Origin of the sequence: Mesorhizobium sp. B2-4-19, from assembly GCF_006441315.1 — a bacterium.
Taxonomy (GTDB): domain Bacteria; phylum Pseudomonadota; class Alphaproteobacteria; order Rhizobiales; family Rhizobiaceae; genus Mesorhizobium.
This window is the reverse complement of the sequence record NZ_VFUV01000006.1, coordinates 251,163-273,032: the sequence shown is the minus strand read 5'-3', so window position 1 is coordinate 273,032 and position 21,870 is coordinate 251,163. Positions and strand designations below refer to the sequence as shown.

General features: G+C 64.1%; 18 protein-coding genes. 3 read left to right on the top strand and 15 right to left on the bottom strand.

Translation table 11 applies throughout. From position 1 onward, the window contains the following. Nucleotide 1: 1 nt before the first annotated feature. The 11 genes from tssL to tssA all read right to left on the bottom strand — a co-directional run bounded on the left by tssL (nt 2) and on the right by tssA (nt 12,024). Nucleotides 2-1,330 carry a type VI secretion system protein TssL, long form gene (gene tssL / locus FJ546_RS13715; RefSeq protein ID WP_140889813.1) on the bottom strand — a complete coding sequence of 443 codons (1,329 nt, stop codon included), beginning with the start codon at nt 1,328-1,330 and terminating at the stop codon, nt 2-4. 4 nt (nt 1,331-1,334) lie between these two features. Beyond that, nucleotides 1,335-2,669, bottom strand: coding sequence for a type VI secretion system baseplate subunit TssK (gene tssK, locus FJ546_RS13710; protein ID WP_140889812.1), 1,335 nt, complete (start codon nt 2,667-2,669; stop codon nt 1,335-1,337). Between the two features lie 40 nt (nt 2,670-2,709). Next, on the bottom strand, nt 2,710-3,162 hold the full coding sequence (gene tssJ / locus FJ546_RS13705; protein ID WP_140889811.1) for a type VI secretion system lipoprotein TssJ: 453 nt from the start codon (nt 3,160-3,162) through the stop codon (nt 2,710-2,712). A 3-nt stretch (nt 3,163-3,165) separates the two neighbouring features. After that, nucleotides 3,166-4,623: a type VI secretion system-associated FHA domain protein TagH gene (tagH, locus tag FJ546_RS13700; protein ID WP_140889810.1), complete on the bottom strand. Its 1,458-nt coding sequence runs from the start codon at nt 4,621-4,623 to the stop codon at nt 3,166-3,168. Continuing rightward, the gene (gene tssG / locus FJ546_RS13695) at nt 4,620-5,687 is read right to left on the bottom strand and encodes a type VI secretion system baseplate subunit TssG (RefSeq protein WP_140889809.1); all 1,068 of its coding nucleotides are present in this window, start codon (nt 5,685-5,687) and stop codon (nt 4,620-4,622) included. Before tssG ends, tagH begins: the two co-directional genes overlap by 4 nt. Continuing rightward, entirely contained in the window at nt 5,651-7,525 is a 1,875-nt protein-coding gene (tssF, locus tag FJ546_RS13690) for a type VI secretion system baseplate subunit TssF (RefSeq protein WP_140889808.1), read from the bottom strand. The genes tssG and tssF overlap by 37 nt, the downstream gene beginning before the upstream one ends. A gap of 1 nt (nt 7,526) precedes the next feature. After that, nucleotides 7,527-8,279: a type VI secretion system baseplate subunit TssE gene (gene tssE / locus FJ546_RS13685; RefSeq protein ID WP_140889807.1), complete on the bottom strand. Its 753-nt coding sequence runs from the start codon at nt 8,277-8,279 to the stop codon at nt 7,527-7,529. Then, entirely contained in the window at nt 8,266-8,715 is a 450-nt protein-coding gene (locus FJ546_RS13680) for an Hcp family type VI secretion system effector (RefSeq protein WP_162034372.1), read from the bottom strand. The genes tssE and FJ546_RS13680 overlap by 14 nt, the downstream gene beginning before the upstream one ends. Nucleotides 8,716-8,797: 82 nt before the next feature. Then, on the bottom strand, nt 8,798-10,303 hold the full coding sequence (gene tssC, locus FJ546_RS13675) for a type VI secretion system contractile sheath large subunit (protein WP_140889806.1): 1,506 nt from the start codon (nt 10,301-10,303) through the stop codon (nt 8,798-8,800). 3 nt (nt 10,304-10,306) lie between these two features. After that, the gene (gene tssB / locus FJ546_RS13670) at nt 10,307-10,843 is read right to left on the bottom strand and encodes a type VI secretion system contractile sheath small subunit (protein ID WP_140889805.1); all 537 of its coding nucleotides are present in this window, start codon (nt 10,841-10,843) and stop codon (nt 10,307-10,309) included. 5 nt (nt 10,844-10,848) lie between these two features. Next, nucleotides 10,849-12,024 (bottom strand): type VI secretion system protein TssA, encoded by a 1,176-nt coding sequence (tssA, locus tag FJ546_RS13665; protein WP_140889804.1) that lies wholly within the window; start codon nt 12,022-12,024, stop codon nt 10,849-10,851. A 325-nt stretch (nt 12,025-12,349) separates the two neighbouring features. Here tssA and tssH point away from each other — a divergent pair, with 325 nt between their 5' ends. Beyond that, entirely contained in the window at nt 12,350-15,187 is a 2,838-nt protein-coding gene (gene tssH / locus FJ546_RS13660; protein WP_140889803.1) for a type VI secretion system ATPase TssH, read from the top strand. A gap of 245 nt (nt 15,188-15,432) precedes the next feature. Here the strand turns inward: tssH and FJ546_RS13650 are convergent, their stop codons facing one another. Next, nucleotides 15,433-16,194, bottom strand: a complete 762-nt coding sequence (locus tag FJ546_RS13650; RefSeq protein ID WP_140889801.1) for an SDR family oxidoreductase — start codon at nt 16,192-16,194, stop codon at nt 15,433-15,435. Nucleotides 16,195-16,279: 85 nt separating this feature from the next. On the opposite strand from FJ546_RS13650, the gene FJ546_RS13645 reads away from it, so the two are divergent. Continuing rightward, nucleotides 16,280-17,563, top strand: a complete 1,284-nt coding sequence (locus tag FJ546_RS13645; protein ID WP_140889800.1) for an aspartate aminotransferase family protein — start codon at nt 16,280-16,282, stop codon at nt 17,561-17,563. A gap of 120 nt (nt 17,564-17,683) precedes the next feature. Continuing rightward, nucleotides 17,684-18,688 (top strand): phosphotransferase enzyme family protein, encoded by a 1,005-nt coding sequence (locus FJ546_RS13640; RefSeq protein ID WP_246686844.1) that lies wholly within the window; start codon nt 17,684-17,686, stop codon nt 18,686-18,688. A 6-nt stretch (nt 18,689-18,694) separates the two neighbouring features. Here FJ546_RS13640 and fabG read toward each other — a convergent pair whose 3' ends face one another. The 3 genes from fabG to FJ546_RS13625 form a co-directional block, all read right to left on the bottom strand. Beyond that, a complete protein-coding gene (fabG, locus tag FJ546_RS13635) occupies nt 18,695-19,459 on the bottom strand; it encodes a 3-oxoacyl-ACP reductase FabG (RefSeq protein ID WP_140889798.1) in 765 nt (254 codons plus the stop codon). Nucleotides 19,460-19,539: 80 nt separating this feature from the next. Then, entirely contained in the window at nt 19,540-21,066 is a 1,527-nt protein-coding gene (locus FJ546_RS13630; protein ID WP_140889797.1) for an APC family permease, read from the bottom strand. A gap of 99 nt (nt 21,067-21,165) precedes the next feature. After that, nucleotides 21,166-21,864: a cysteine hydrolase family protein gene (locus tag FJ546_RS13625; protein ID WP_140889796.1), complete on the bottom strand. Its 699-nt coding sequence runs from the start codon at nt 21,862-21,864 to the stop codon at nt 21,166-21,168. Nucleotides 21,865-21,870: the final 6 nt, after the last annotated feature.

The window sequence follows — 21,870 nt, the reverse complement described above, 5'->3', positions numbered from 1 at the left end:
CTCAGAGCCTCTTCTCGACCAGGACCTCGACGCGCCGGTTGAGCGCGCGGCCCTCGCGCGTCGAGTTGTCGGCCACCGGATCGGACTCGGCGCGGCCTTCGGAATGGATGCGCTCCTGTGGCACGCCAGCCTGCACCAGGAGGTCCGCTATGGTTTGGGCACGTGCCTCCGAGAGCCGCTGGTTGCTCGCGAGCGGATTGGACCGTTGCAGGCGCACATTGTCGGTATGGCCGACGATCGTGATGTTTCCGATCAGCTCCTGATTGGCGAGGATCACCTTGGCGATCGACTGGATCAGCGGCTCATAGCCTTGCGACAGTGTCGGCCGCGAGGACTGGAAGAGTTCGGGGTTGGAGGACTGGATGATCAGCTTGGCCAGCGAGACGCTCTCGGTGCCGCTGAGCGCGCCCTTGAGGCTCGCCGGCGCTTCCGCCTTGAACGCGGGCAGCAGCGCGAAATCGACCGGCTGTGGCGGTTCAGGCGCGGGCGCGTCCTGCTTGGGCTGGGCGCGGGCAACGTCCGCGCGCGAGGCCGGCGGCAGCGTGCGCACGAGGGCGGAGAGTTCGACCGCCTGGCTGCTCAAGCCCATCGACAGACCGATATAAGCGACGGCGGCGGCGACGACCGCGGCAAGTGCCATCACCCAGATCGGAATGATGAAGCGCTGCGGCTCGTCGGAAGCGATCACGCCTTTCCAGTTCGGCGACAGCGGCGCGTCCTCGGCGTCCGCGTTGCGCAGAAAGCGCGCGGCCGCCACGCGGACGGCATTGAGCGAGCGGTCGCCGGCGCGGCCGGGTACCCGGTACTTGCCGCGGAAGCCGAGCGCCAGGCAGTAATACTGAAGCTCAAGCATCTCGCGGTCGCGGTTGGGATGGCGCTCCAACTCGTCAAGGCGGGTGAAGAACTGGGTGCCGGCATCGACATCGCCACGCAGCATGACCACCAGCGGCTGGCGCGGCCAGGCGCTGGCGCCGCCCCATGGCGTGTTCAGCGCCAGGTCGTCGAGCAACGCCGCCACCGCCCAGGCCGCCTGGTCGGCGCGCTCCAGCGAGGAGCCTGCTGCCATCGTGGCGTCGCGCGCCTGAACCAGCTCGTCGAGCAGGCGCGTGCGCATCGCTTCCGGGTTCTCCGGCGCCAGCGCGCTTTCGAGCTCCGGCGCGAATTCGAGCAATGGCGCGAATATATTGATGAGCGTGTTGGGATGGGCGCGCGCCCTTTTGACCGGCGCGCCCGGTGCCAGCGGCGCCATCGGCCGTGGCGCGGCGCCCGCCAGCCTGATGCGTGTGCGTTCGCGATCCTCCGACAGTCCGAAAGGATCATCCCGGCTCATGGCCTCACCTGTTCACTGAGTAGCAGTCGACCTGCGGCTCGCTCGGCAGGACACCGGAGACGCCGATGACGAAGCCGGGGGCGTCGAGCAACGAGGCCCAATGCTCGCTCTTCTGGTCAAGCTCCAGGCACAGCCGGTCGCCATCATAGGGAATCTCGCGTGGCTGCGAATGAAGCGGTTTCAGCGGAATACCCGGCAGGCGCGACTTCCAAAGGCCTTCGAACTGGTCGGCGGCGCCGACTGTCGCCTGGTTGACGAAAATCTTGCGCAGCGCGTCCTCCGACAGTTCCGATCCGACGCGGATGACGATGCGGCTGGCGACCAAGAGCTTCGGGTTGTCGATGCGCACTTTCCAGACATTGGTCGCGTGCCGCATGACCGGCAGCGCGCGCGATTTCGGCTCGATGTAGCGCAGGCTAAGGATGAGCGAGCGCAGGGCGTCGGCCAGCGCCATATAGGCGGGGCCGGGCGCCATATGGTCGTAGGCCGGCAATTCGCCGAGCCGCCGCGAGCTCGAGCCGTAGGTTGCCATCTCGCCGGCCAGTCCGGCCAGTTCGAGATAGAGTTCGGCCGGATGAAAGACATCCTGCGCCAGCATGTGGGCAAGCCGCGGGCGAGCGGCATTGGCGAGGTGCAGCATCAAAAGGTCTTCGACGCTGCGGCCGGCGCCGCCCATCACCATCTTGCCATGCGCTTCGGCGATCTGGTCGAGGCCGGTGACGACTTCCTGCAGCAATTGCCGGTACCAGTGGACCGCGCCGGTAATCAGCGTCGGCGGCAGGAACGTCTCATCGAGCGAGATGCCGCCGTCGGCGCGCACACCCTTTATGTCGGTGATCGGCAAGGCGGTATAACCGCCGACCGATTTGCCGGGTGCAAGCAGGGCGGCTTGCGGCCGGGCGATCTCGATCTCTTCCGGATCGGCGCCGCTCTGGACGGCGTCGCGCACCGAAACGATCCTGCCGTGGTAGCGCGCGCCCGTCGATGCCGCATGCGCCGGATCGAATCCGACGCCACCGGGCGGCTCGAGCGGCAGTGCCACCAGCACCGGACCGGCGCCGGTGTCCGCAGTGACCGGCAGCGGCTTCGGCGCATCCATCAGTTCCGGGATGGAGAAAGGCGTGCCGTCCGGGAAAATACCCCGGGCGGACACGATCGAGACCTGGCCGGCGTCGAGCAGCGACTGGTCGAGGGTCAGCTGCTGGAAGCCGAAAGTATGGAGCTGGCCGGCCTGCAGTGCGCCGCGCACCATGCCCTCGAAGAACCGATCCTGCTGCTGGAAGTGCTGGGTCCTGAGAAACAGGCCCTCCGACCACAGCACCCTGTTTGCTTCGCTCATGCCATTACTTTCTGCGCACAACCATCCGCGGCCCCTGTCGCTAGGCGGAAATGCCGCCCTTGCCGAGGCTGACATTGACGGTGAATTTCGACCCTGGCGATACCGACTTGGTCGTGCGCCAGTTGCGTCCGCCCGGCTCGCGGATCAGCGCCACGAAGCCGAGTGCCGTGGCGTTCGGCTCGACCGTGATGGTCTTGGCCGCCGTCTTGCCTGGCGCGACCGAGATCGTGTCGGAGCCGATGAGGTCGGCACCGAGCACCGAGCTAGCATCGCCCTGCAGCGCGAAATAGTCGGCCGAGTTGAACTTGCCGGTGCTGGCAAGCCGCATCACCAATACCGTCACCGGCCTGTCGCCGCCGCCCGGTCCTGGATTCATGCCGGCGCCCCCGGTCACGTTGACCGAGATAACCGATGGTTTCGGCGGGCCGCTCTGGCAAGCCGCAAGCAGCCCCGTCGCGCCAAGGGCAACGACGAATTCGCGTCTGTCGATCATGTCCTACTCCTCCTCTTCATATGCGTCCCTGAAGTCTGCGCCGATCTCGCCCAGGAAACTCGATTCCGCGCTCTGGGCGATGTCGCGATGGCGTTTCTGGTAAAGCTCCCACAGCTTGGCGTTACGTCCCCCGGAGAGCAGATTGCCGATGGCGGAATTGGACTTGAGCTCTTCCTCGATCGCGGCCGGATCGAAACGGTCGATCATGCGCCGAAGCGCGGCCTGAACGCCGCGCCAAGCGCGTATGTGATGCTGTGCAAGATCCTTTACCGCATCGTCGATCGCCGCCTCGCCGGAGAGAAAGCCCGGACTGCGTTCCGAGATGATGGTGACGATGACATCCTCGGCCGTCGGCAGGAATTTAAGCGGGTTGACCTCGGAAGCACCGACCACCGTCTGGGCGACGCGCGCGCTTCCCTTCTCCTCGGCGCGCTTGCGCAGGAGTTGCATCAAGCCATCCAGCATCAGCCGGTATTCACGCCCGAATTTTTCCATTTCGGCGATCGGATCGCGGCCGGGAAAATCGGCCTCCTCGACGCCCATGCCGCGCAAGAATGCGGCACGAAGCGCCATATCGCCGGATGCGGGTTGCGCCGGGCGCGCCGGCCTGGGCGTTGGAGCGGCGCGTCGCGGCGGCGGTGGCTCGGCCGCCTGCACCGGCACATCCCAGGGATGCCCGGCGCGCTGCTTTTCAGCCTGATGCCGCACACGTCCTGCCGGGTCTGCGCCGTTGGCCAGAGGCGGGGTCGCGGCCGGCCCAAGGCTGAAATCGTCATCGAAGCTGGCCGGCTTTGCCGCATGCCCGGACGCATCGTCGCGCGAAGGCATTTCGCCGAACCCGAACGGATCTGGCTGACCTGGAGCAGCGGCATCGCTGGATTGCGACGCCACCGGGTCGAGGCTGAACGGGTCGTCGAAGGCAGGCGAGCTGCGTTGGCTCGATGCGCGGTCATAAGCCCCCGGAACAGGCTGCTCGAACGGGTTCGGCAAGTCCGCCGGGCGTGGCGGGCGCGGTTCTTCCTCGACCTTGGCCGAGAAGAAGTCGTCACCGCCGATGCTGGCAGGCGTTCGCGCTCCCGGCGATGACCACGCAGGCGCGGGATGGCCGGCGACAGGGGCTGGGCCGACCGACGTCCGGTTCGCTCTGGATTGAACCTCGACGTGGAAGACATAGTCGCCCATGCGCAGCCGCATGCCGCTCTGCAGCCGCATCGACCTGCCAGGACCCAGGGGGCTGTCGGAGTCATCGACGAACAATCCGCTGCTCGACGTGTCGGTAACGAAATAGCCATCCCGGTCGCCGCTGATCTTGCAATGCGCGCGTGAGACGAACATGTCCGGGTCGTCGATCTGCCAGCCGGCGTCGGCGCTGCGCCCGATCACCAATTCGCCCTCGTCCAGCCGGGTCTGCCTGACCACTTGCGAGCGCGGGCCTTGTTCCAGCGTCAGCAGCAGGCTCATGCGGCTGCCTCCGCCATTTCCGGCCGCCAGCCGACGATGGTGTGCAATCTGAGATCGTCGGCGTCACCCTTTTCGGCGGGACGCGCCAGCCAGGTCGTCCGGCCAAGCTGGACGGTCCCGACCCGTGGCGGCGGCACGGCGTCGCGTGCGAGCACGATGCGCAAATCGACGTCGAGCGTCTCGCCGATCATGTCGCGCACCGCCTTCTTGAACAGGCCAAGGCGCCGTTCTCCGGGCAGGAACGACCTGAAGTCGTCGAGGCTCAACGGACCGATGCGCAATTCGATCCTGCTTTGGCGGCTGAACACCCGCGGCCCGATCGTCGCGCCGCCTCCAAGCCCGGCATGGGCCTTGCCGAGACGCGTCTGCAGTGCCTTCGGTATGGTGATCCAAGCGGCGACGAATTCCTTGATCTGCACCGGCACCTTGAAGGCGGTGGCGAGAAACAGCGTCAGCCGCTCCGCGCCGTCGATCTGGCTGGCGAGCGATCCAGCCTGCCGCAGTCGCACAGTGTCGAGTTCGGGATCCTGCGTGCCGGGAAGGCCGATCCCGGACATTGCCTCCAGCATGGCGCGAACCCGCCCGCCGACGGACCGCTCGACCTGCACCGCCGGATGCGCGTCAGCCCAGGCGCGATAGTAAAGGGCCATCATGCGGTGCTGCAGGATGTTGACGAAATCGACGAAGGTCGTGTCGCTGGTCTGCTCGGCATCGGCCCCGGTGAACCAGCGCTGCGACAGCCGGTCGAGCACCCAGCGTGTCAGATGCAATGGCATCGGTCCTTCCGGTCCAAGCAGCCCGAGATTGGCGACGGTCACCCGCGCGTGGGCCTTGTCCCCGACGTCCTGGAGCTTGACGACATCGCGAGCCGAGAAGCTCAGGCGTACATGCTGGCCAAGTCTCGCCGGCTCGCGGTCGGCCGTTCCGGAATGGCCGAACAATCCACCGCGCTGCTCCAGGCGCCGCAGCAGCTCGAAAAAGTCAAAGCTCTCCAGCAACGGTTCGGCCGCAATCGTTGCGGGCTCCGCTAGATCAGGTAGCGATTGCCGGGCGTCATCGGCCATGGCACATCCTCCTGCTTCTGCAGCAACCGGGTACGGGTCCGCACAAATCCGTTTATCCCCGCATGGCGGGCGAACAGCCGCGAAAGCAGGGCCGAAAGCAGCAGCGAACTTTGCCCCGCCAGCACGGACTGGTCGACATGCAGTGTCACTTCGGTGCCGCGTCCGAAACACATTGGCCCGTCGATCTGGAGCCGCTCGATCACCGGGCGTGAATCGATGCGCACGATCGAATGCACGTTGCGGGCAAGGCTGGGATCGCCGCGATCGGCATAGAGGTCGAGCAAGGCATGCAGCGGATCGACACCACGGCCTTCCTGGGCAAGGCTGAGGAAGTTGAGAGAGAGCTGCGCCACCAGCCGCCAGGCGAGATCGTCGGCGCGGGATTCGCCTGCCGCGCTGGCCGGAAGGGACGCCGGGATTGCCGGCTGCGGCGCCCGCAGCGCTCCAAGCAAGCGCACCGCTTCGACCGGATCGGCCGTCTCCAGCGTCAGCGTCGGCGTGTCGTCCAGGATCGGCAGGTCGCGGTTGGTGCACAGCGCCGTGATGTCGAGACGCTTGAGTGGTCGGTTTGGGAAGCTTCCTGCCGGCCGCGAGACGGCTATGAAGACGTCGTCGCCTGTGTAGGAGGTGCGGGTCAGGCCCTCGCGTCGCTCGTCCTCGGTGGCCCGGCGCGGACGTCGCTCCGTCGAATAGACCCAGCCGCTGCCGCGATTCTGCCCCAGGCTGAACAATTCGGGAATTGTCGCCTCGCCGCTCTCCGCGTCGGCGTCCTCGACCCGGGTGACCCGGAAGATCTCGAAATCCCGCGCCCGGGTGCGGTCGGCGTGCAGCACCTGACGCGTTTTGCGCGGATCGATCTCGATGACGTTGCATTCGCGTTCGAAGAGATTGATGACCGGTGTCACGAACAGTTCGAAGTCGGCAACCGTCACATCGGCGAGCTCGGGCACCGGACGCCGGAACAGGAAGATGATCTCGATCCCCGCATCGCACTTGCGCACCACCGGCTGGAGGCCGGCGACCCGCACATAATGGAAGCGCTCCGGGATCATGAAATATTCGCGCAGCAGCCGATATCCCTCGAAGGTCGGACGGGTGCGCGGCATCAGCGCTTCGTCGTCGCGGATACCGATCATTTCGGGCTCGGGCAGTGCCGTCAGCGGATTGGTCTTGCCTTCCGCCCGCGCGCCGAGAGCCGAGCAGGCGCCGAAGATTGCATCGAAAAGCAGGGGTGCCCTGGCACGCCCGGCGAAATAGAGGTCGAGACGGTCGAGTGACAGTTCGCTGAGCTTGCCCTTTCCCGTCCGGGAGAGGGTGACGCGAAACGCCGCCTCGCGGCGCGCGTCGCCGATCGGCGCGATTCCGGCGGCCGCGAGCGCGCTGCGATCCTGGAAATAGCCGACCGAGGTGATCGCGATCGGCCACAGCGTGACCTCCTGCGCGGTGGTGAAGGTCGAACGTGTCGAAAGCCCTGGATTGAGGCCGGAGACCAATCGCGTGCCGCGCGCGACGGCGTGGCCGGCAATCATCGACTGCACCTGCTGGCCGGGTTTCAGCACGGCCATCGCCGTCGCCGGCGCCGGCGTCACCAGATCCGGGTAAAGCACATCGAGCACGGCGCGCGAGAAGCGCGAGCGCTCCGCGTCGACCTTGAGGCGGGTGCGCGCGGCCAGGAAGGCCACGCCGTCGAGCAGCCGTTCCACATAAGGGTCGGGACATGGGACCGTGTCGAGGGAAAGATTACGGGCGACCGCCGGATGCATGTCGGCGAATTCCGCTGCCAACGCCCGGATATGGGTCAGTTCTTCTTCGTAGTACTCCACGAAGACCCGATCCATCTCAGGTCTCCCGGAATTCGGTTCGTGCCAGGCCGTTGTCGAGATTGATCGTGGTGCGCAGCCGCATGCGCTCCGGTGTCGGGGCCATGATCAGCACCGCGTCGATCTCGATCTTGAGGCCGACGTTCTTGTCTGCGAGCGTGACGTTGACGGTCGTGGCGCTCTCCTTCAGGCGCGGCTCGAAGGTGGCAAGCACAGCGCGGATTTCGCGCGCCAGCGCATCGCGGTCGAAATCCCGCGAAGAGCGGCCGGAAAAGGACGGTACGCCATAATTAACCACGCTGCGGCGCACCTCGGGAAAGTCGGCCAGCGACGGCAATTCGTCCAGGGGCTGCTCGTGTTCGGCATCGGAGAGCATCGGTACGGATTCGAAGCGCTCGGTGTTGAACAGGGCCTCGATGTCGCGCCGCACGGCTTCTTTCAGCACGCGTGCCGAAACCACCACGCCGCGGCTTTCGATCTCGGCGCGATGCTCGGCCTGGAAGACCAGCCGGTGCAGGCGCCGCCTCTGCTCGGGCGTGAGTTCGGCGTCGGTATCGATGCCGCGTGCGCTGCCGGCAAGAAGAGCCTCGACGCGCTCGGCGCCGAGTTCTTCATCCAGCAGACGCCGCAGCCCGTCGATCTCCGACGCCACACCAGGCAAGTCGTTGACGAGGCGGTCCCAGAGCGAGGGCTGGACCGCCTCGCGCTTTGCCCGCGAACTGCCGGCAAGCTGTGGCTTCGCGCCAGGCCGCTTGGCCTCACTTGCCGACATAGACGTCCATTTCGATCTCGTCGTCCTTGTCGTAGACGAACTTGATCTTCTTGTAGGCGAAGCTGACTTCTTCCTCGATAAGATCGGCCTCGTCGGTGGCCTGCCGCATATCGTACTCCATGACCGAGGCGTCGGTGAGCGTCACGACCAGATAGTCGCTGGTCTCGCCGTCAATGGTGCGGCGTGCCGAGAACACCACCTCGTCGAGCGCCTTGTTCTCGAACAGCGCCTTCTTCAGATATGGCGACGATTTGTCGTAGTGCTTGATGAATTTGATCATTCCCATCGACACACGGCCGCGTCGCGAAAGCGAATTCGGGTCGTAGGGCGCTATCATCTTGTAATCGACGCCATGCACTTCGATCTCGTCTTCATGGCCGTCGCGCTTGCTCGGGCCCTTGATGTCCGGAACTTTCAAAAAACCATCGATCTTCATTGAAGGAGCCTCGCTTCTCTCTGTGGTTGGCATTGTCTTTCTCCACCGCTTTCAAACGAAACAAGATGACTTCGCTGCGACTTCAGCCCTTCACTGACGGCAGTTCCGATACCAGCCGGAGGGAGGCGTTGATGCCTTCCAACTGGTAGTGCGGACGCAGATAGAAACGGGCATTGTAGTGACCGGGCCGGCCTTCGACGCTGTCGACCTGAACCTCGGCAGCGGCAAGCGGACGCTTGGCCCGCGCCTTGTCGTCGGCGAAGGCTGGATTGGCCAGCACGTACCGGTTGATCCATTCGGTCAACCAGATCTCCATATCGGTGCGTTCCTTGAACGATCCGATCTTGTCGCGCGCGATCGCCTTGAGGTAATGCGCGAAACGCGACGCCGGGAACAGGTAGGGCAGGTTGGCGCTCAGCCTTTCGTTCGACTGGGCGTCGGGGTCGACGAGGCGCCCGGCGCGCGTCTCGTCATCCTGGAGCGAGTGCGCGCCGATGAAGGCCGCGAGATCGGTGTTCTTGCGGTGCAGGATCGGCATCAGGCCAAGCTTCGCCAATTCCGCCTCGCGCCGGTCGTCGATGGCGACCTCGGTCGGACATTTCATTGCGATCGAACCGTCGTCCGTCGGGAAAGCGTGCACGGGCAAATTGAGCACCGTGCCGCCATTCTCGACGCCGCGGATCTGCGTTCCCCAGCCATAGAGCTTGTGGCTGCGATTGATGTTGACGCCCATCGGGAAGGCGGCGTTCATCCAGACATATTTGTTGTGGTCGCCGCCCACCTCTTCCTCGAAGGTGAAGCCCTTCACCGGAACGGTTTCCGAGCCATAGGGCAAGCGTCCCAGCACGCGCGGCATGGTGAGCCCGATATAGCGGGCGTCCTCGCTCTCGCGCAGCGACTGCCATGAGGCATAGGCCGGGTTGTTCACGATCATCTGCAGGTCTTGCGGGTTCGGCAGTTCCTGCCAGCTGTCCATGCGGAACAGCCGCGGCGAGGCGGCCGCGATGAATGGCGTGTGCGCCGAGGCACAGACACCCGAGATGTTGCGCAGCAGGCCGACGTCGCGCGGATGGTTGGAGAATTCGTAGGCGCCGATGATGCAGCCGATCGGCTCGCCGCCCAGCATCGAATACTCATCCGTGTAGACTTTCTTGAAGATCGGGCTCTGGTCCCACATCTGGCCTTCATAGTCTTCCAGCGTGTCGCCCAACTGCTCCTTGGAGATGTTCATCACCCGGATCTTCAGCTTGGTGTCCGTCTCGGTGTTGTTGATGAGGTACCAAAGGCCTCGCCATGTGCCTTCAATCTCCCGCACTTCCGGGGCATGCAGGATCTCGTTGACTTGCGTCGTCAGCATCTTGTCGATGCCCGCGATCAGCGACTTGATCGACCTGATCGCGTTGGACGAGATGGTCGTCGTCTCGGAACGGGACTGAGCGGCCAGCGCCAGGTTGCGCACCAACTGCTGCAGTTTCTCGCTGTCGTCCTTCTTGACCTTGAAATCCTTTTCAAGGAGGCCGCTGAATTCGCCAAGATCGATGGTTTCGGCCTCGGCGGTAGCGACTGCGGTCTTTTGCTGTTCGGCCATGACTTACTCCTCGCCCTTGCCGTCAGAAATCGCCTGGCTGGCGATCTTGCTCAGCAGCGGCTCGTTGTTCAGAAGCTGCGCGATGCGCTTTTCGGCGTCGACCCGGCCATCCATGAAGCCCAGCAGTTCCTCGAGTTGACGCCGCATCTTGAGGATCTCGGCCAGTTGCGGCACCTGCTCGGCGATCTTGTCCGGCGCGAAATCACCCATTTTGGCAAAGGTGAGATCGATCGCAAGTTCCTCGTCCCGCTCGGCGCCTTCGGCTTGCGGCAACGTGTTCTTCACGCGCGCCTTCACGCGCGGCCCCATCGCTTCCATGAATTTGGGGAAGCGATTGGCGTCGGTTTCGACGAAATTGCGGTCCAGAACCGACTTCGACGCTTCCTTGGTCTGCGAGGCGCCCGAAAGGTCGGCCATGACGGCCATGACGAACGGCAACTCGATCGTCGTGGGGCTGCCGTAGGTTTCGACGTCGTAGGCGATCTGCACGCGCGGGGCGCGGTTTCTTTCGATGACCTTGGCTTTGCTCTCTGCTGGCATGATTGTTACCTTTCATCCTTCTGGGCCGGCTTCTTGGGATCGGCGACACCGGCAAGCAGCCGGAATTCCTTCAGCCCCGACGGGGCGAGATCTTCCATCAGTTCCACGAAATCCATGTGCACCATCCTGCGCACGCGCCGGGCGAGGTGCGGGATAGGGCTGGACGGTTCGGTGCGGTCGTAGAAGGCGACCACGAGATCGAGGCATTTGACGACATCGTCGCGCGAGTTGATCCGGTCAGGCAGGCCGGCGCTGGCTTCCACAGAGCTTGCCACACTTGCCATCGTTTCGGCTCCATGACCGTTTTGGGTGGGCGTCGATGCCGGTTGGGCCGGCTGCGGGCCAGGCTTTGCCGCACCGTTGGCCATGGCGCCGGCGCTGGAATTCCGCTCCAGCGTCGTCAGCAGGCGCTGCAGGAACTTCTTCAAATCCGGAACGGCCGCGCCGTTGCCGTCGATGCGGGCATTGAGCGCGGCATCCACCGCCTCCAGCGCCGAAATCGCGGCGCGCGCATCGGCCAAAAGTGTCGTGACTGTGCCCGCGGCCTGATCGATCTGCGCCGCGCACCCCGTGCGCACTCGGTTCAGCAGCTGGTTGTGGGCGGCCGTCAGCGCCGCCTTTTCGGCGGTTCCGAGGCCCGAGGCAGCTTCCTGGAGCATGACGCGCTCGTCGAGCGCTGCCTGTTCCAGGTCTCGCCCGCTGATCGGCCCGATGGCGCGCGGTGAGAAGAAGACGGTGTGCCTGAGGTTCGCCAGCAGGCCTTCCTGGCCGTTCTGGAGGTCAAGCAGCGCATTGATGCGTCGCAGTGCCGCGTCGCGGGGCGTGGCACCCGTCCGCAAAGCCGGATGCATCGTATCCCAATACTGGTCGAAAGTCCTTGCGATCAGGGTCAGTCCCTGGGCGAGGCCGGCCAGCTTCTCTTCATTGGCCAGCGCGCGCGTGACGATGACCAGAAGGCGCAAATCCCGGCCGCGCGACTGCAATTCTTCCGATTTTTCGAGGATGGCCGCCCAGTCGACGAAGCTGGTTGACTGCGAAGCCTTGTTGCCACCGTCGTGGACGACCTTGAGCTGGGCTTCCGTGAGCCGCTCGAGCTCATGAAAAGCCGGGTCGTTGCGTAAATCCTCTCCCGACGGGTTCGCACCGTCCAGAGGATTCAGCCAGAGTGCGAGATCAATCACACCTACCCCCAGCAAGGGCCCTGTGACCCATGTGACGCAACGTTATCATCGGTCCCATGCCACGACAATTGAGCACTTCCTCAAAAACTAACAGAAGCTGAATTCTCCGGTAATCCTTCAACCAAACCCATAACGCGATCGGCGGCCGGGCATGCGAAATGGCTCGCATGGCTCGGACCGCAGGGTTTGTTGCAGGAGTTTGCAGGGCTTGTGTAACCACGAGGTGCCGCCCGAACCGGGTCGGAAGGCCTCGTTCGTCACACGGCTTTGTCAAGCGGCCGCTTCTATGGCAGGGTACGGTCAGCAGATTTCGGGGGCAGGTTCAATGGAACAGCGCCGATCGTCGCAGAGTTTCAAGCGCAAGGAACTCGTTGCAAAGCTCAATCCCACCGGGGTGCGCGCCTTCAAGGCCGCCGCGGACACGGCGAAGTTGCGCGGCAACCCCTATGTCGAACTCGTTCATTTCGTCCAGCAACTGGTGCTGTCCGAGCGCTCGGATGTGCAGATGATCGTCGCCGATGCCGGGCTGGATGTCAGCCGGCTGACGGCCGATATGACCCGCGCCATCGACAAGCTGCCCTACGGCGCGACCTCGGTGGAGGAATTCTCCGATCACATCTTCCACGCCATACAGGAAGGCTGGAGCCTGGCCACACTGGAATTCGGTGTCGAGGAGGTGCGCAGCGCGCATATTCTTCTCGCCTGTCTGAACACGCCGGCGCTGGATGGGCTGGTTTCGAAAATCAGCGCCGAATTCGACAAGATCGATGCGGACGGGGTCATTGCCCGCTTCGCCGACGTCACCGAGGGCTCGCTCGAAGCCGGCTCACCCCCGGCCGCGGCGGCCGCCGAAACGCCGATGAGACGCGGCCCGGGCGGGGATTCGGCGCTCGCCAAATACGCCACCGACCTGACCCAGCGTGCTCGCGACGGCAAGATCGATCCGGTCGTCGGCCGCGATCCTGAAATCCGCCAGATTGTCGATATCCTGATGCGGCGCCGGCAAAACAACCCGATCCTGACCGGCGAGGCAGGTGTCGGCAAGACGGCGGTCGTCGAGGGCTTTGCCTTGCGCATCGCCCAGGGCGACGTGCCGCCGACGCTTCAGAACGTCAGCGTTCGCATGCTCGATGTCGGGCTGATGCAGGCGGGCGCCAGCGTCAAGGGCGAGTTCGAAAAGCGGCTGAAGGCCGTCATCGACGAGGTCCAGGCCTCAGAGACGCCGATCATCCTCTTCATCGACGAGGCGCACACGCTGATCGGCGCCGGTGGCGCGGCGGGAACCGGCGATGCGGCCAATCTCCTCAAGCCCGCGCTCGCGCGCGGCGAGCTTCGCACCATCGCCGCCACGACCTGGGCTGAATACAAGCAGCATATCGAGAAGGATCCGGCGCTGACCCGTCGGTTCCAGGTGGTCAAGATCGAAGAACCTTCCGAAACGGTGGCCGTGCTGATGTTGCGCGGTGTCGCCGGCGTTCTCGAGCAGCACCACAAGGTGCAGATCCTCGACGAGGCGATAGAGGCCTCGGTTTCGCTTTCGCACCGCTACATTCCGGCCAGACAGCTGCCCGACAAGGCGGTTAGCCTCCTCGACACCGCCTGCGCCCGCGTTGCCGTTTCGCAGCACGCTACGCCGGCGGAGGTCGAGGACATTCTGCGCCGCCGCCAGGCGCTCGAGGTCGAGGAAGCCATCATCGGCCGCGAGGCGGCGATCGGCATCGAAGTGGCCGACAGACAGGCTCGCGTGGAGGCCGGGTTGGCGGAAACCGAGACCACGCTTGCGGCAGCGCAAGCGCGCTGGGATCGGGAAAAGGCGCTTGTCGCCGAGATTCTCGACCTGCGCGCCAAACTCCGAGGCGAGGGCGTGCCGCTCGACGCGGTGGAGGGCGGGGAAGCCGCTCCGGGCGAGGCCGTCGATGCGCCGGCTGCCGAGGCGCATGAAAGCAAGGCACCTGAGGCCAAAGCGCCGAAACCCGAGACGGCTGAACCCAAGGGCTCGAAGAGCAAGTCCACGAAAACAAAGGCGGCAAAGATGCAGGCCGCTGCCGCGCACGAGCCTGTTGCCGTGCCGGATTCCACCGCCGATCTGGCACGACTGCGCGAATTGATGGCGGAACTTGCCGAGGCGCAGGGCGAGACCCCGCTGATCCTGCCGTCGGTCGATCGCAATGCGGTGGCTGCCGTCGTCCAGGACTGGACCGGCATCCCGACGGGACGGATGCTGTCCAGCCAGACCGAGAAGGCGCTCAAGCTCGCCGTCACTTTGTCCGAGCGCGTTGTCGGTCAGGACCATGCGATGGAGATGATCGCGAGGCGTGTGCAGACCAGCCGTGCCGGCCTCGGCGCGCCGGAGAAGCCGGTCGGCGTGTTCCTGCTTTGCGGCCCCTCCGGCGTCGGCAAGACCGAGACGGCCCTGGCGCTGGCCGAAACGCTCTATGGCGGCGAGCAGAACCTGATTTCGATCAACATGTCCGAATTCCAGGAGGCGCACACGGTCTCGACGCTGAAGGGCGCGCCGCCCGGTTATGTCGGCTACGGCAAGGGCGGCATCCTGACCGAGGCCGTGCGGCGCAAGCCCTATTCGGTGATCCTGCTCGATGAAGTCGAGAAGGCGCATCCTGACGTACACGAGATCTTCTTCCAGGTCTTCGACAAGGGCATGATGGACGACAGCGAAGGCCGCCGGATCGATTTCAAGAACACGCTGATCCTGCTCACCTCGAATGTCGGCTCCGAGGTTATCATGGACCGCACGAAGAACGGCACCTTGCGCACCGGCATGGACGACCTGGACACAGCCTTGCGCGGTCCGCTGCTGAAAGTGTTTCCGGCCGCTTTCCTCGGCCGCGTGGTGACAATCCCTTACTATCCGCTCTCGGACGCGATGATCGAGGCGATCACCAGGCACCAGTTCGGCAAGATCGCGCGGCGCCTCAAGGCAACCAACGATGCCGAGCTGGTGATCGGCGACGGTGTCATGGACATGGTCAAGGCGCGCTGCACCGAGATCGAATCCGGCGGGCGCATGATCGACGCCATCCTCACCAACACGCTGCTGCCGGAACTCAGCCGCGGCGTGCTCAATCGCTCGCTCGAGGGCAAGAAGATGACAAAAGTCACCGTCGGTGCCTCGCCGGAAGGATTTACCTACTCTTTCGAATAGATCTTCGCCGTCCGTCCCCAGCGCCGACCAAAGCGCATTCCTATGACCGGTCAGGGCCATCATTGGCGCACCGGCACTCGTGAAAGGCACTCGCGCCAGGCTGAAGCACCTGCGCTTTTCCCGAAGAGTTTCACCGTTTCATGGAGACGGCGCACCGCTCTAACTCTTTGTTTTGACTTAATTCCCAAGGGAAAGCGCTGTGCGCTTTTCCCGGGGAAAACCGCTCACACTTTTCCTGGAATTGCTTAGATCACCGTTTCTCCTCCATCGACAACCAGGATCTGTCCCGTCATGTACGAGGACCGGTCGGACACCAGAAACAGTACTGCCTCCGCGACCTCCTCGACGGTTGCCCAACGGCCAAGCGGCACCCTTTCGCGGATGTAGGCTTCGATGGCTTCCCGGCCTCCCATCTGGGCGATGAAAGGAGCATTGAAAGGCGTGTCCACCCAACCCGGACAAAGCGCGTTGACGCGAATGCCGAAGCGGCCATAGTCGCCGGCCATCTGCCTGGTCATCGCGATCACCGCGTGCTTGGTCGTCGTATAGGCGATCATCTCGCGGTCGTAGAGCACGCCGGAGCTCGACGACGTGTTGAGGATGACGCCGCGGCCTGCCTTCTTCATGAATGGCATGACGATGCGGGCACCGAGGAAGTGAGCCCGCACGTTAAGCGTCCAGGAGGTGTCGAAGCCTTTCACGCTGACACCGAGCACGTCGCCTTCGACCTGTACGCCGGCATGATTGTGCAGGATGTCGATCCTGCCCTGAGTGTGGATGAAATCGTGAAAACCGGCTTCAAGCGCCTGATCGTCGGTCAGGTCGAACACAAGCGCCTTTGCCCGGCCACCGGCGGCAAGAATCTGTTCGACGGTCGCGTTGGCGCCGTCGGCGCTACGATCCGCGACGCCGACCACCGCACCCTCGCGCGCGATGATCAGCGCCGCCGCCCTACCGATGCCGGATCCCGCGCCGGTGACGATCGCGGTCCTGTCCTTCAGGATCATGCTTCCCCCCTTTCTCGCCGGTCGGTAATCCTGCATCATCGATCGGGCGAGCCTCGCCCGATCAACCTTTGAGGACAAGACAGGCATGTACGACTTCGGCCCCTTCGAGTTCGAGTCGAAGCAGGATTTTTTCGACAAGGCAATGCGTTTCTGGAACCCCGACAAGACCAGGTTCTGGCAGAAGGCCGGGATCGATCTGGTGATCGGCAGGCGGGAGGGCTATTTCCTCTACGACATGTCGGGGCGGCGCCTGATCGACCTGCACCTCAATGGCGGCACCTACAATCTCGGTCACCGCAATCCGGAGCTGGTCGAGACGCTGAAGAGCGCGCTCGACTATTTCGACATAGGCAACCACTGGTTCCCTTCCGTGGCGCGAACGGCGCTGGCCGAATCCCTCGTCAATGTCTCGCCGGGAATGAAATACGCGATCTTCGCGCCGGGCGGCGCGGAGGCGGTGGACATCGCCATCAAGAGCGCCCGCTACGCCACCAAGCGGCGCAAGATCGTGTCGATCATCAAGGGCTATCACGGGCATTCGGGGCTCGCCGTGGCGACCGGCGACGATCGCTTCACCAAGATCTTTCTCTCCGACCAGCCGGAGACGTTCATCCAGGTTCCCTTCAACGATATCGACGCCATGGAACGGGTGCTCGAGGGTCAAGACGTCGCGGCGCTGATCATGGAGACAATCCCCGCCACTTACGGCTTCCCGATGCCGAAGGATGGCTATCTCACCGCCTGCAAGGCGCTGTGCGAAAAGCATGGCGCGATGTACATCGCCGACGAGGTCCAGACCGGCCTGATGCGCACCGGCAGCATGTGGGGCTGGCAGGCCTACGGCGTCCAGCCGGACATCATGGTGACGGCAAAGGGCCTGTCAGGCGGCCTCTATCCGATCAGCGCGGCGCTGGTGAACGACAGAGCCGGCGGCTGGCTCAACGAGGATGGGGCGGCCCACATTTCGACCACCGGCGGGGCCGAACTCGGCTGTGTCGTCGGCCACAAGGTCATCGAGATGCTGCAGCGGCCCGAACTGGTGGCCAATGTCGGCACCGTGACCGAGTTCATGGCGCAGGCCATGCGCGAGATGCTGGTTCGTCACGGCGATATCTTCACCGGGGTGCGCCAGAAAGGCGTGATCCTCGGGCTGGAATTCAGCAATCATCCGGAAGGCGCCGTCTTCGTGTCGCGTGCGCTCTACGAGCAGGGCGTCTGGGCGATCTTCTCGTCGCTCGACAAGCGGGTGCTGCAATGGAAGCCCGGCGTTCTTCTGGACAACGAGACCTGCCGGGACATTATGGATCGCTTCGACGCGGCAATGCCGCGCGCGCGGGCGTTGCTGCATCAGGCAGGCAAGGCGAGTTGACATGGTCCAACCCTCGTTGAAATTGTCAGGCGTCCAGTGCGAACGGGCGGCTGGGCTTGCCGGGATCGCGCGGGTTCCTGCAGGGGGCAGGTGTTTTGGGATAGGGCAGGACGGACAGTGATGGATTTCGACGCGCTCACCCACGACCAGCAACTCGGGATCCTGCAGGAAACGGCGGAAGCGGCCACCGCCAACTACGATCTGCCGACGGACGTTTCCGTCGAGATGATCAACCTGTCGGAGAACGCGACCTACAAGATTGCGGCCCGCGACGGCCGGCGCTGGGCGCTCCGCATTCATCGCGACGGCTACCATTCAAGGACGGCCATTCAATCCGAACTTGCCTGGCTGACCGATCTGCGCCAGACCGGGATCGTCCCCACGCCCATGCCGATCGCGGGCAAGGACGGCGAACAGATCCAGCGTGTCGGTCACGCCAGATTGGCGCAACCACGCAATGTCGTGCTGTCGCAATGGGAGACCGGTTCGGAGCCGGGCATAGGCGAGGCGCTTGGCGAACCTTTCGAACTGCTCGGCGAGGTGACGGCCCGCATGCACATCCATACCCGGCAGTGGAAGCGCCCTTCCTGGTTCAGCCGCCCTGTGTGGGATTTCGAAACAAGCCTCGGCGAGGAGAGGCCGCATTGGGGACGCTGGCGTGACGGCATCGGCGTCGACGCCGCGAAAGCCAGGCTTTTTGGCCGCACCGCGGAGCTGATCGGCCGCCGGCTCGCCGCCTTCGGCAAGGGCCATGACCGCTTCGGCCTCATCCATTGCGATCTGCGGCTCGCCAACCTTCTGATCGACGGCAGGACGGTGAAGGTCATCGACTTCGACGACTGCGGCTTCGGCTGGTACATGTACGACGCGGCGACGCCCATCTCTTTCTACGAGCACGAGCCACAGGCAGCCGATCTCATCCGGTCATGGACGACCGGCTATCGCCGTGTGCTTGACCTGCCCAGGGCGGACGAAGACGAGATCCCGACCTTCGTGATGCTGCGCCGTCTGCTCCTGGTCGCGTGGATCGGCTCGCACGCCGAGACAGACCTCGCCAAGTCGATGGGCCTTCCTTATACCGAGGGAACGGTCGGGCTGTGCGAGGCCTATCTGAGCAAGTTTTGAACCACCCTATGCCAGTGCCTCCAGGCTCTCAGGCAGGATCTGGCCGCCATCGACAATGATTGTCTGTCCCGTCACGTAGCCGGCTTCCTTCGACGCAAAATAGAGCGCGGCGTAACCGATGTCCTCCACGGTTCCGAGCCGCTTGAGCGGGATTGAGGCGGCCATGGTCTTCTGGTAGTCCTCGCCCAGGCCGACAAGGCCCTCGGTCAAGATGTTGCCGGGCATGACGGCGTTGACGGTGATGCCGTATTTCGCCAATTCGATGCAGGCCGTTCGCATGAAGCCGAGCTGTCCCGCCTTGGTGGCGCCGTAGTGCGACCAGCCGGGAAAACCGGTGATCGGGCCGGTGATCGACGACGTCAGCACGATGCGGCCCTGGTCGGATGCCTTTAGGTGGGGAACCGCCGCCTTGACCGCGTGGAAGGTGCCCTTGAGGTTGGTGTCGACAACCTCGTCCCATTGCTGCGAGGTCATGTCCTCGAGCCGTGCCTGCGGGAAGATGCCGGCATTGGCGCACAAAACGTCGATACTGCCGTTTCTCGCGGCTGCCTCTGCAAGCGCGCTCTCGATGCTGGCGAGCGAGGTAACGTCGCCAACCACGCCAAAGGCGCCATGGCCGATCTCGGCGGCCGCGGCTTCGGCCTGGTCGGGATGGCGCGCAACGATGGCGACCTTGGCACCCGAGAGTGCGAACACCCGCGCTATGCCCTTGCCGATGCCTTTCGACCCGCCGGTAACGACGACGGACCGACCCTTCAAAGACTGGGTCATGACTTGAAGCTCCAAAATGAGACGGGGACAGAGCGAGGCTCCGTCCCCGTTGACGCTGGAAGTCCAGGGCGAGGAATGCCCTAGCCCTCGTTCACCATGTGACCGATGTTCTCATACGCCTTGGGGTTGGCCGACTTCAGCACGAAGCCCCAGATCAGGCCGACGATAAGGATGGCAAGCCCGACATAGGGGATGCTCCTGGCAAAGCCATTGGTGCCGCCCAGAGTCGCCAGATTGGCGACCAGCGTATAGACGAGGACCAACTGCACGACGAGCGAGATCAACGGCGCGATGACAGTCGTCAGCATGCTGCCACCGCCGTTCTTCTTGAACCACATGTAGATGGCCAGCGAGACAACCGCCTGCAGCACCAAAAGCAGTCCGGTGCCAAGCACGGCAAACAGCGTATAGACGCCAAGCCAGGCCTGTCCCGACGGATCGTCGAAGCCGTAGGCCAGACCGTAGAGCAGCACCCATACCGCCGCCAGCACCGACTGCAGCGCCGAGGCCTTGTGCGGGCTCTTGTGGTGGTCATGCGTCTCGGCGATCGCCTGCGGCAGGACGCCTTCGCGCGCCAGCGAATACAGATAGCGGGAAGCGGTGTTGTGGAAGGCCATGCCGCAGGCGAAGGAACTCGTCAGGATGAGCAGCGACATCAGCTGGTAGCCCCAGCCGCCGACGAAACTCTGCACCGGTGTCAAGAAGAAGTTCACGCCGTCGGAGAAGGCCTTGGCCACCATATCGGCCTCGGTCGGATAGGCCGCGACCGCGCACCAGCTGACGAAGGTGTAGAACAGGCCAAGGCCGATGACCGAAATCAGCAGCGATTGCGGAATGATGCGCTTCGGATCGCGGGATTCCTCGGCATAGTTCGGCGCCATCTCGAAGCCGACCCACGACCAGAACGCCATGAAGATACCGACGGCCGCTTCGCCCGCCGGTATGGCGACACTGCCGACTTTCTGCTCGGCGACAGGCGTGAACACCTTGAACACATTGAGCGAATCGCCGGAAAAATTCGTCCCGCCATGGGCAAAGATCACGCCTAGCGAAAAGATCATCAGCATGATCACTTCCAGAATGAGGGCTATGCCGAGCAGCCGTGCCGACACCTTCACGTCGCGGTAGGCGAGCGCTGCGATGACCACGATCATGGCGAGCGCCAGCACGATCCACGGCACATTGATGCCGAAATGCTGGGAAAGCCACAGATTGCCGAAAAAGGCGAACAGTCCGGTGAGGGAAGCTTCGAACAGCGAGTAGCAGGCGAGCGAGCCGATGCCCGCCGACATGCCGACCTCGCGGCCGAGCCCCTGGCTGATGAAGGAGTAGAAGCCGCCGACGGACGATACGCGCGATGCCATCGCGGCATAGCCGATCGAAAAGATGGTCAGCACGATCGTCGCCATCAGGAAGGCGGCAGGGGTATATTTGCCGATGCCGTAGCCCGCCGCGAACGGGACATTGCCCAGCATCGCCGACATTGGCGCCGCGCCGGTGACGGCCAGGAAGAGCACTCCGGCGAGCCCCACGGCCTTCGAGTGCAAAAGGTTGATGCTGTTACTCTTCGAGACGTCGATCGTCCCGCGTGCAGTTTCCATGGACATGAAGCCCTCTCCATTCGTGACAGCTGTATGCAGTTCCCCGCACGGGGCGGCCGATGTGTCCCAGCCTGCTCGTGCAGCCATGACAGTACGGACGCGGCGTCAGTTTGCCAAGGCCATGATTTTGCATAGCTCGCCGCTCGACATGACGTGGCAATAGATCATGTTGATGATTTCGAGCTCCTTGCGGTGAAGCTCCTCGGTCGCCGCCGCGCAGCAATCCTCGATCACGATGACGGCATAGCTCTCATCCGCCAGGCTGCGCACCGTCGAGGACACGCACTGGTCCGTGAAGATACCGCAGCAGATGACATTCCTGATGCCGAGATTGTGAAGGATCAGGCGCAGATTCGTTCCCGTCAGCGCGGAATCGGTGGTCTTGGTCACCACGATCTCGTCACCGGCCGGCTGAAGCTCGGCAACCAGCTGCGACGGTGCGTCGTTCTTTGGCAGCAGCAAGTTATTCCAGCCCGGCATTTTCTGCGAGAGCGAGCGGTCACGCCCGTCCTTGGTGTGACAGGCGATGCGGGCAAAAAGGCATTCGATGCCGTTTTGCCGTGCCAGCGCCAGCAGTCTCGCCGTGTTCGGTATGACCGTGCCGTGCATACGCTCGTGAAACGGCGTCCACAGATCGTAGCGGTGCTGTTCCTGCGGCGAAAGCGATGCGCGATCCGGCCGTCCCAGGTAGGTGTTCTGAACGTCGATGACCAAGATGGCTGTTTGCGCCGGCACCAGCACCGGATCATCCGGCTCGGGCGCGCCGAGATAGTAGAGCGAACGGAATCCGGTTTTCCAGTTCATGCGGTC

Bases quoted from the DNA above. Each gene is read 5' to 3' on its own strand.
- FJ546_RS13630 (WP_140889797.1), bottom strand. From the start codon at position 21,066: ATGTCCATGGAAACTGCACGCGGGACGATCGACGTCTCGAAGAGTAAC.
- FJ546_RS13625 (WP_140889796.1), bottom strand. From the start codon at position 21,864: ATGAACTGGAAAACCGGATTCCGTTCGCTCTACTATCTCGGCGCGCCC.
- tssL (WP_140889813.1), bottom strand. From the start codon at position 1,330: ATGAGCCGGGATGATCCTTTCGGACTGTCGGAGGATCGCGAACGCACA.
- tssC (WP_140889806.1), bottom strand. From the start codon at position 10,303: ATGGCCGAACAGCAAAAGACCGCAGTCGCTACCGCCGAGGCCGAAACC.
- tssG (WP_140889809.1), bottom strand. From the start codon at position 5,687: ATGGCCGATGACGCCCGGCAATCGCTACCTGATCTAGCGGAGCCCGCA.
- tagH (WP_140889810.1), bottom strand. From the start codon at position 4,623: ATGAGCCTGCTGCTGACGCTGGAACAAGGCCCGCGCTCGCAAGTGGTC.
- tssH (WP_140889803.1), top strand. From the start codon at position 12,350: ATGGAACAGCGCCGATCGTCGCAGAGTTTCAAGCGCAAGGAACTCGTT.
- tssB (WP_140889805.1), bottom strand. From the start codon at position 10,843: ATGCCAGCAGAGAGCAAAGCCAAGGTCATCGAAAGAAACCGCGCCCCG.
- tssE (WP_140889807.1), bottom strand. From the start codon at position 8,279: ATGTCGGCAAGTGAGGCCAAGCGGCCTGGCGCGAAGCCACAGCTTGCC.
- tssJ (WP_140889811.1), bottom strand. From the start codon at position 3,162: ATGATCGACAGACGCGAATTCGTCGTTGCCCTTGGCGCGACGGGGCTG.
- FJ546_RS13680 (WP_162034372.1), bottom strand. From the start codon at position 8,715: ATGAAGATCGATGGTTTTTTGAAAGTTCCGGACATCAAGGGCCCGAGC.
- fabG (WP_140889798.1), bottom strand. From the start codon at position 19,459: ATGACCCAGTCTTTGAAGGGTCGGTCCGTCGTCGTTACCGGCGGGTCG.
- FJ546_RS13640 (WP_246686844.1), top strand. From the start codon at position 17,684: ATGGATTTCGACGCGCTCACCCACGACCAGCAACTCGGGATCCTGCAG.
- FJ546_RS13645 (WP_140889800.1), top strand. From the start codon at position 16,280: ATGTACGACTTCGGCCCCTTCGAGTTCGAGTCGAAGCAGGATTTTTTC.
- tssK (WP_140889812.1), bottom strand. From the start codon at position 2,669: ATGAGCGAAGCAAACAGGGTGCTGTGGTCGGAGGGCCTGTTTCTCAGG.
- tssF (WP_140889808.1), bottom strand. From the start codon at position 7,525: ATGGATCGGGTCTTCGTGGAGTACTACGAAGAAGAACTGACCCATATC.
- FJ546_RS13650 (WP_140889801.1), bottom strand. From the start codon at position 16,194: ATGATCCTGAAGGACAGGACCGCGATCGTCACCGGCGCGGGATCCGGC.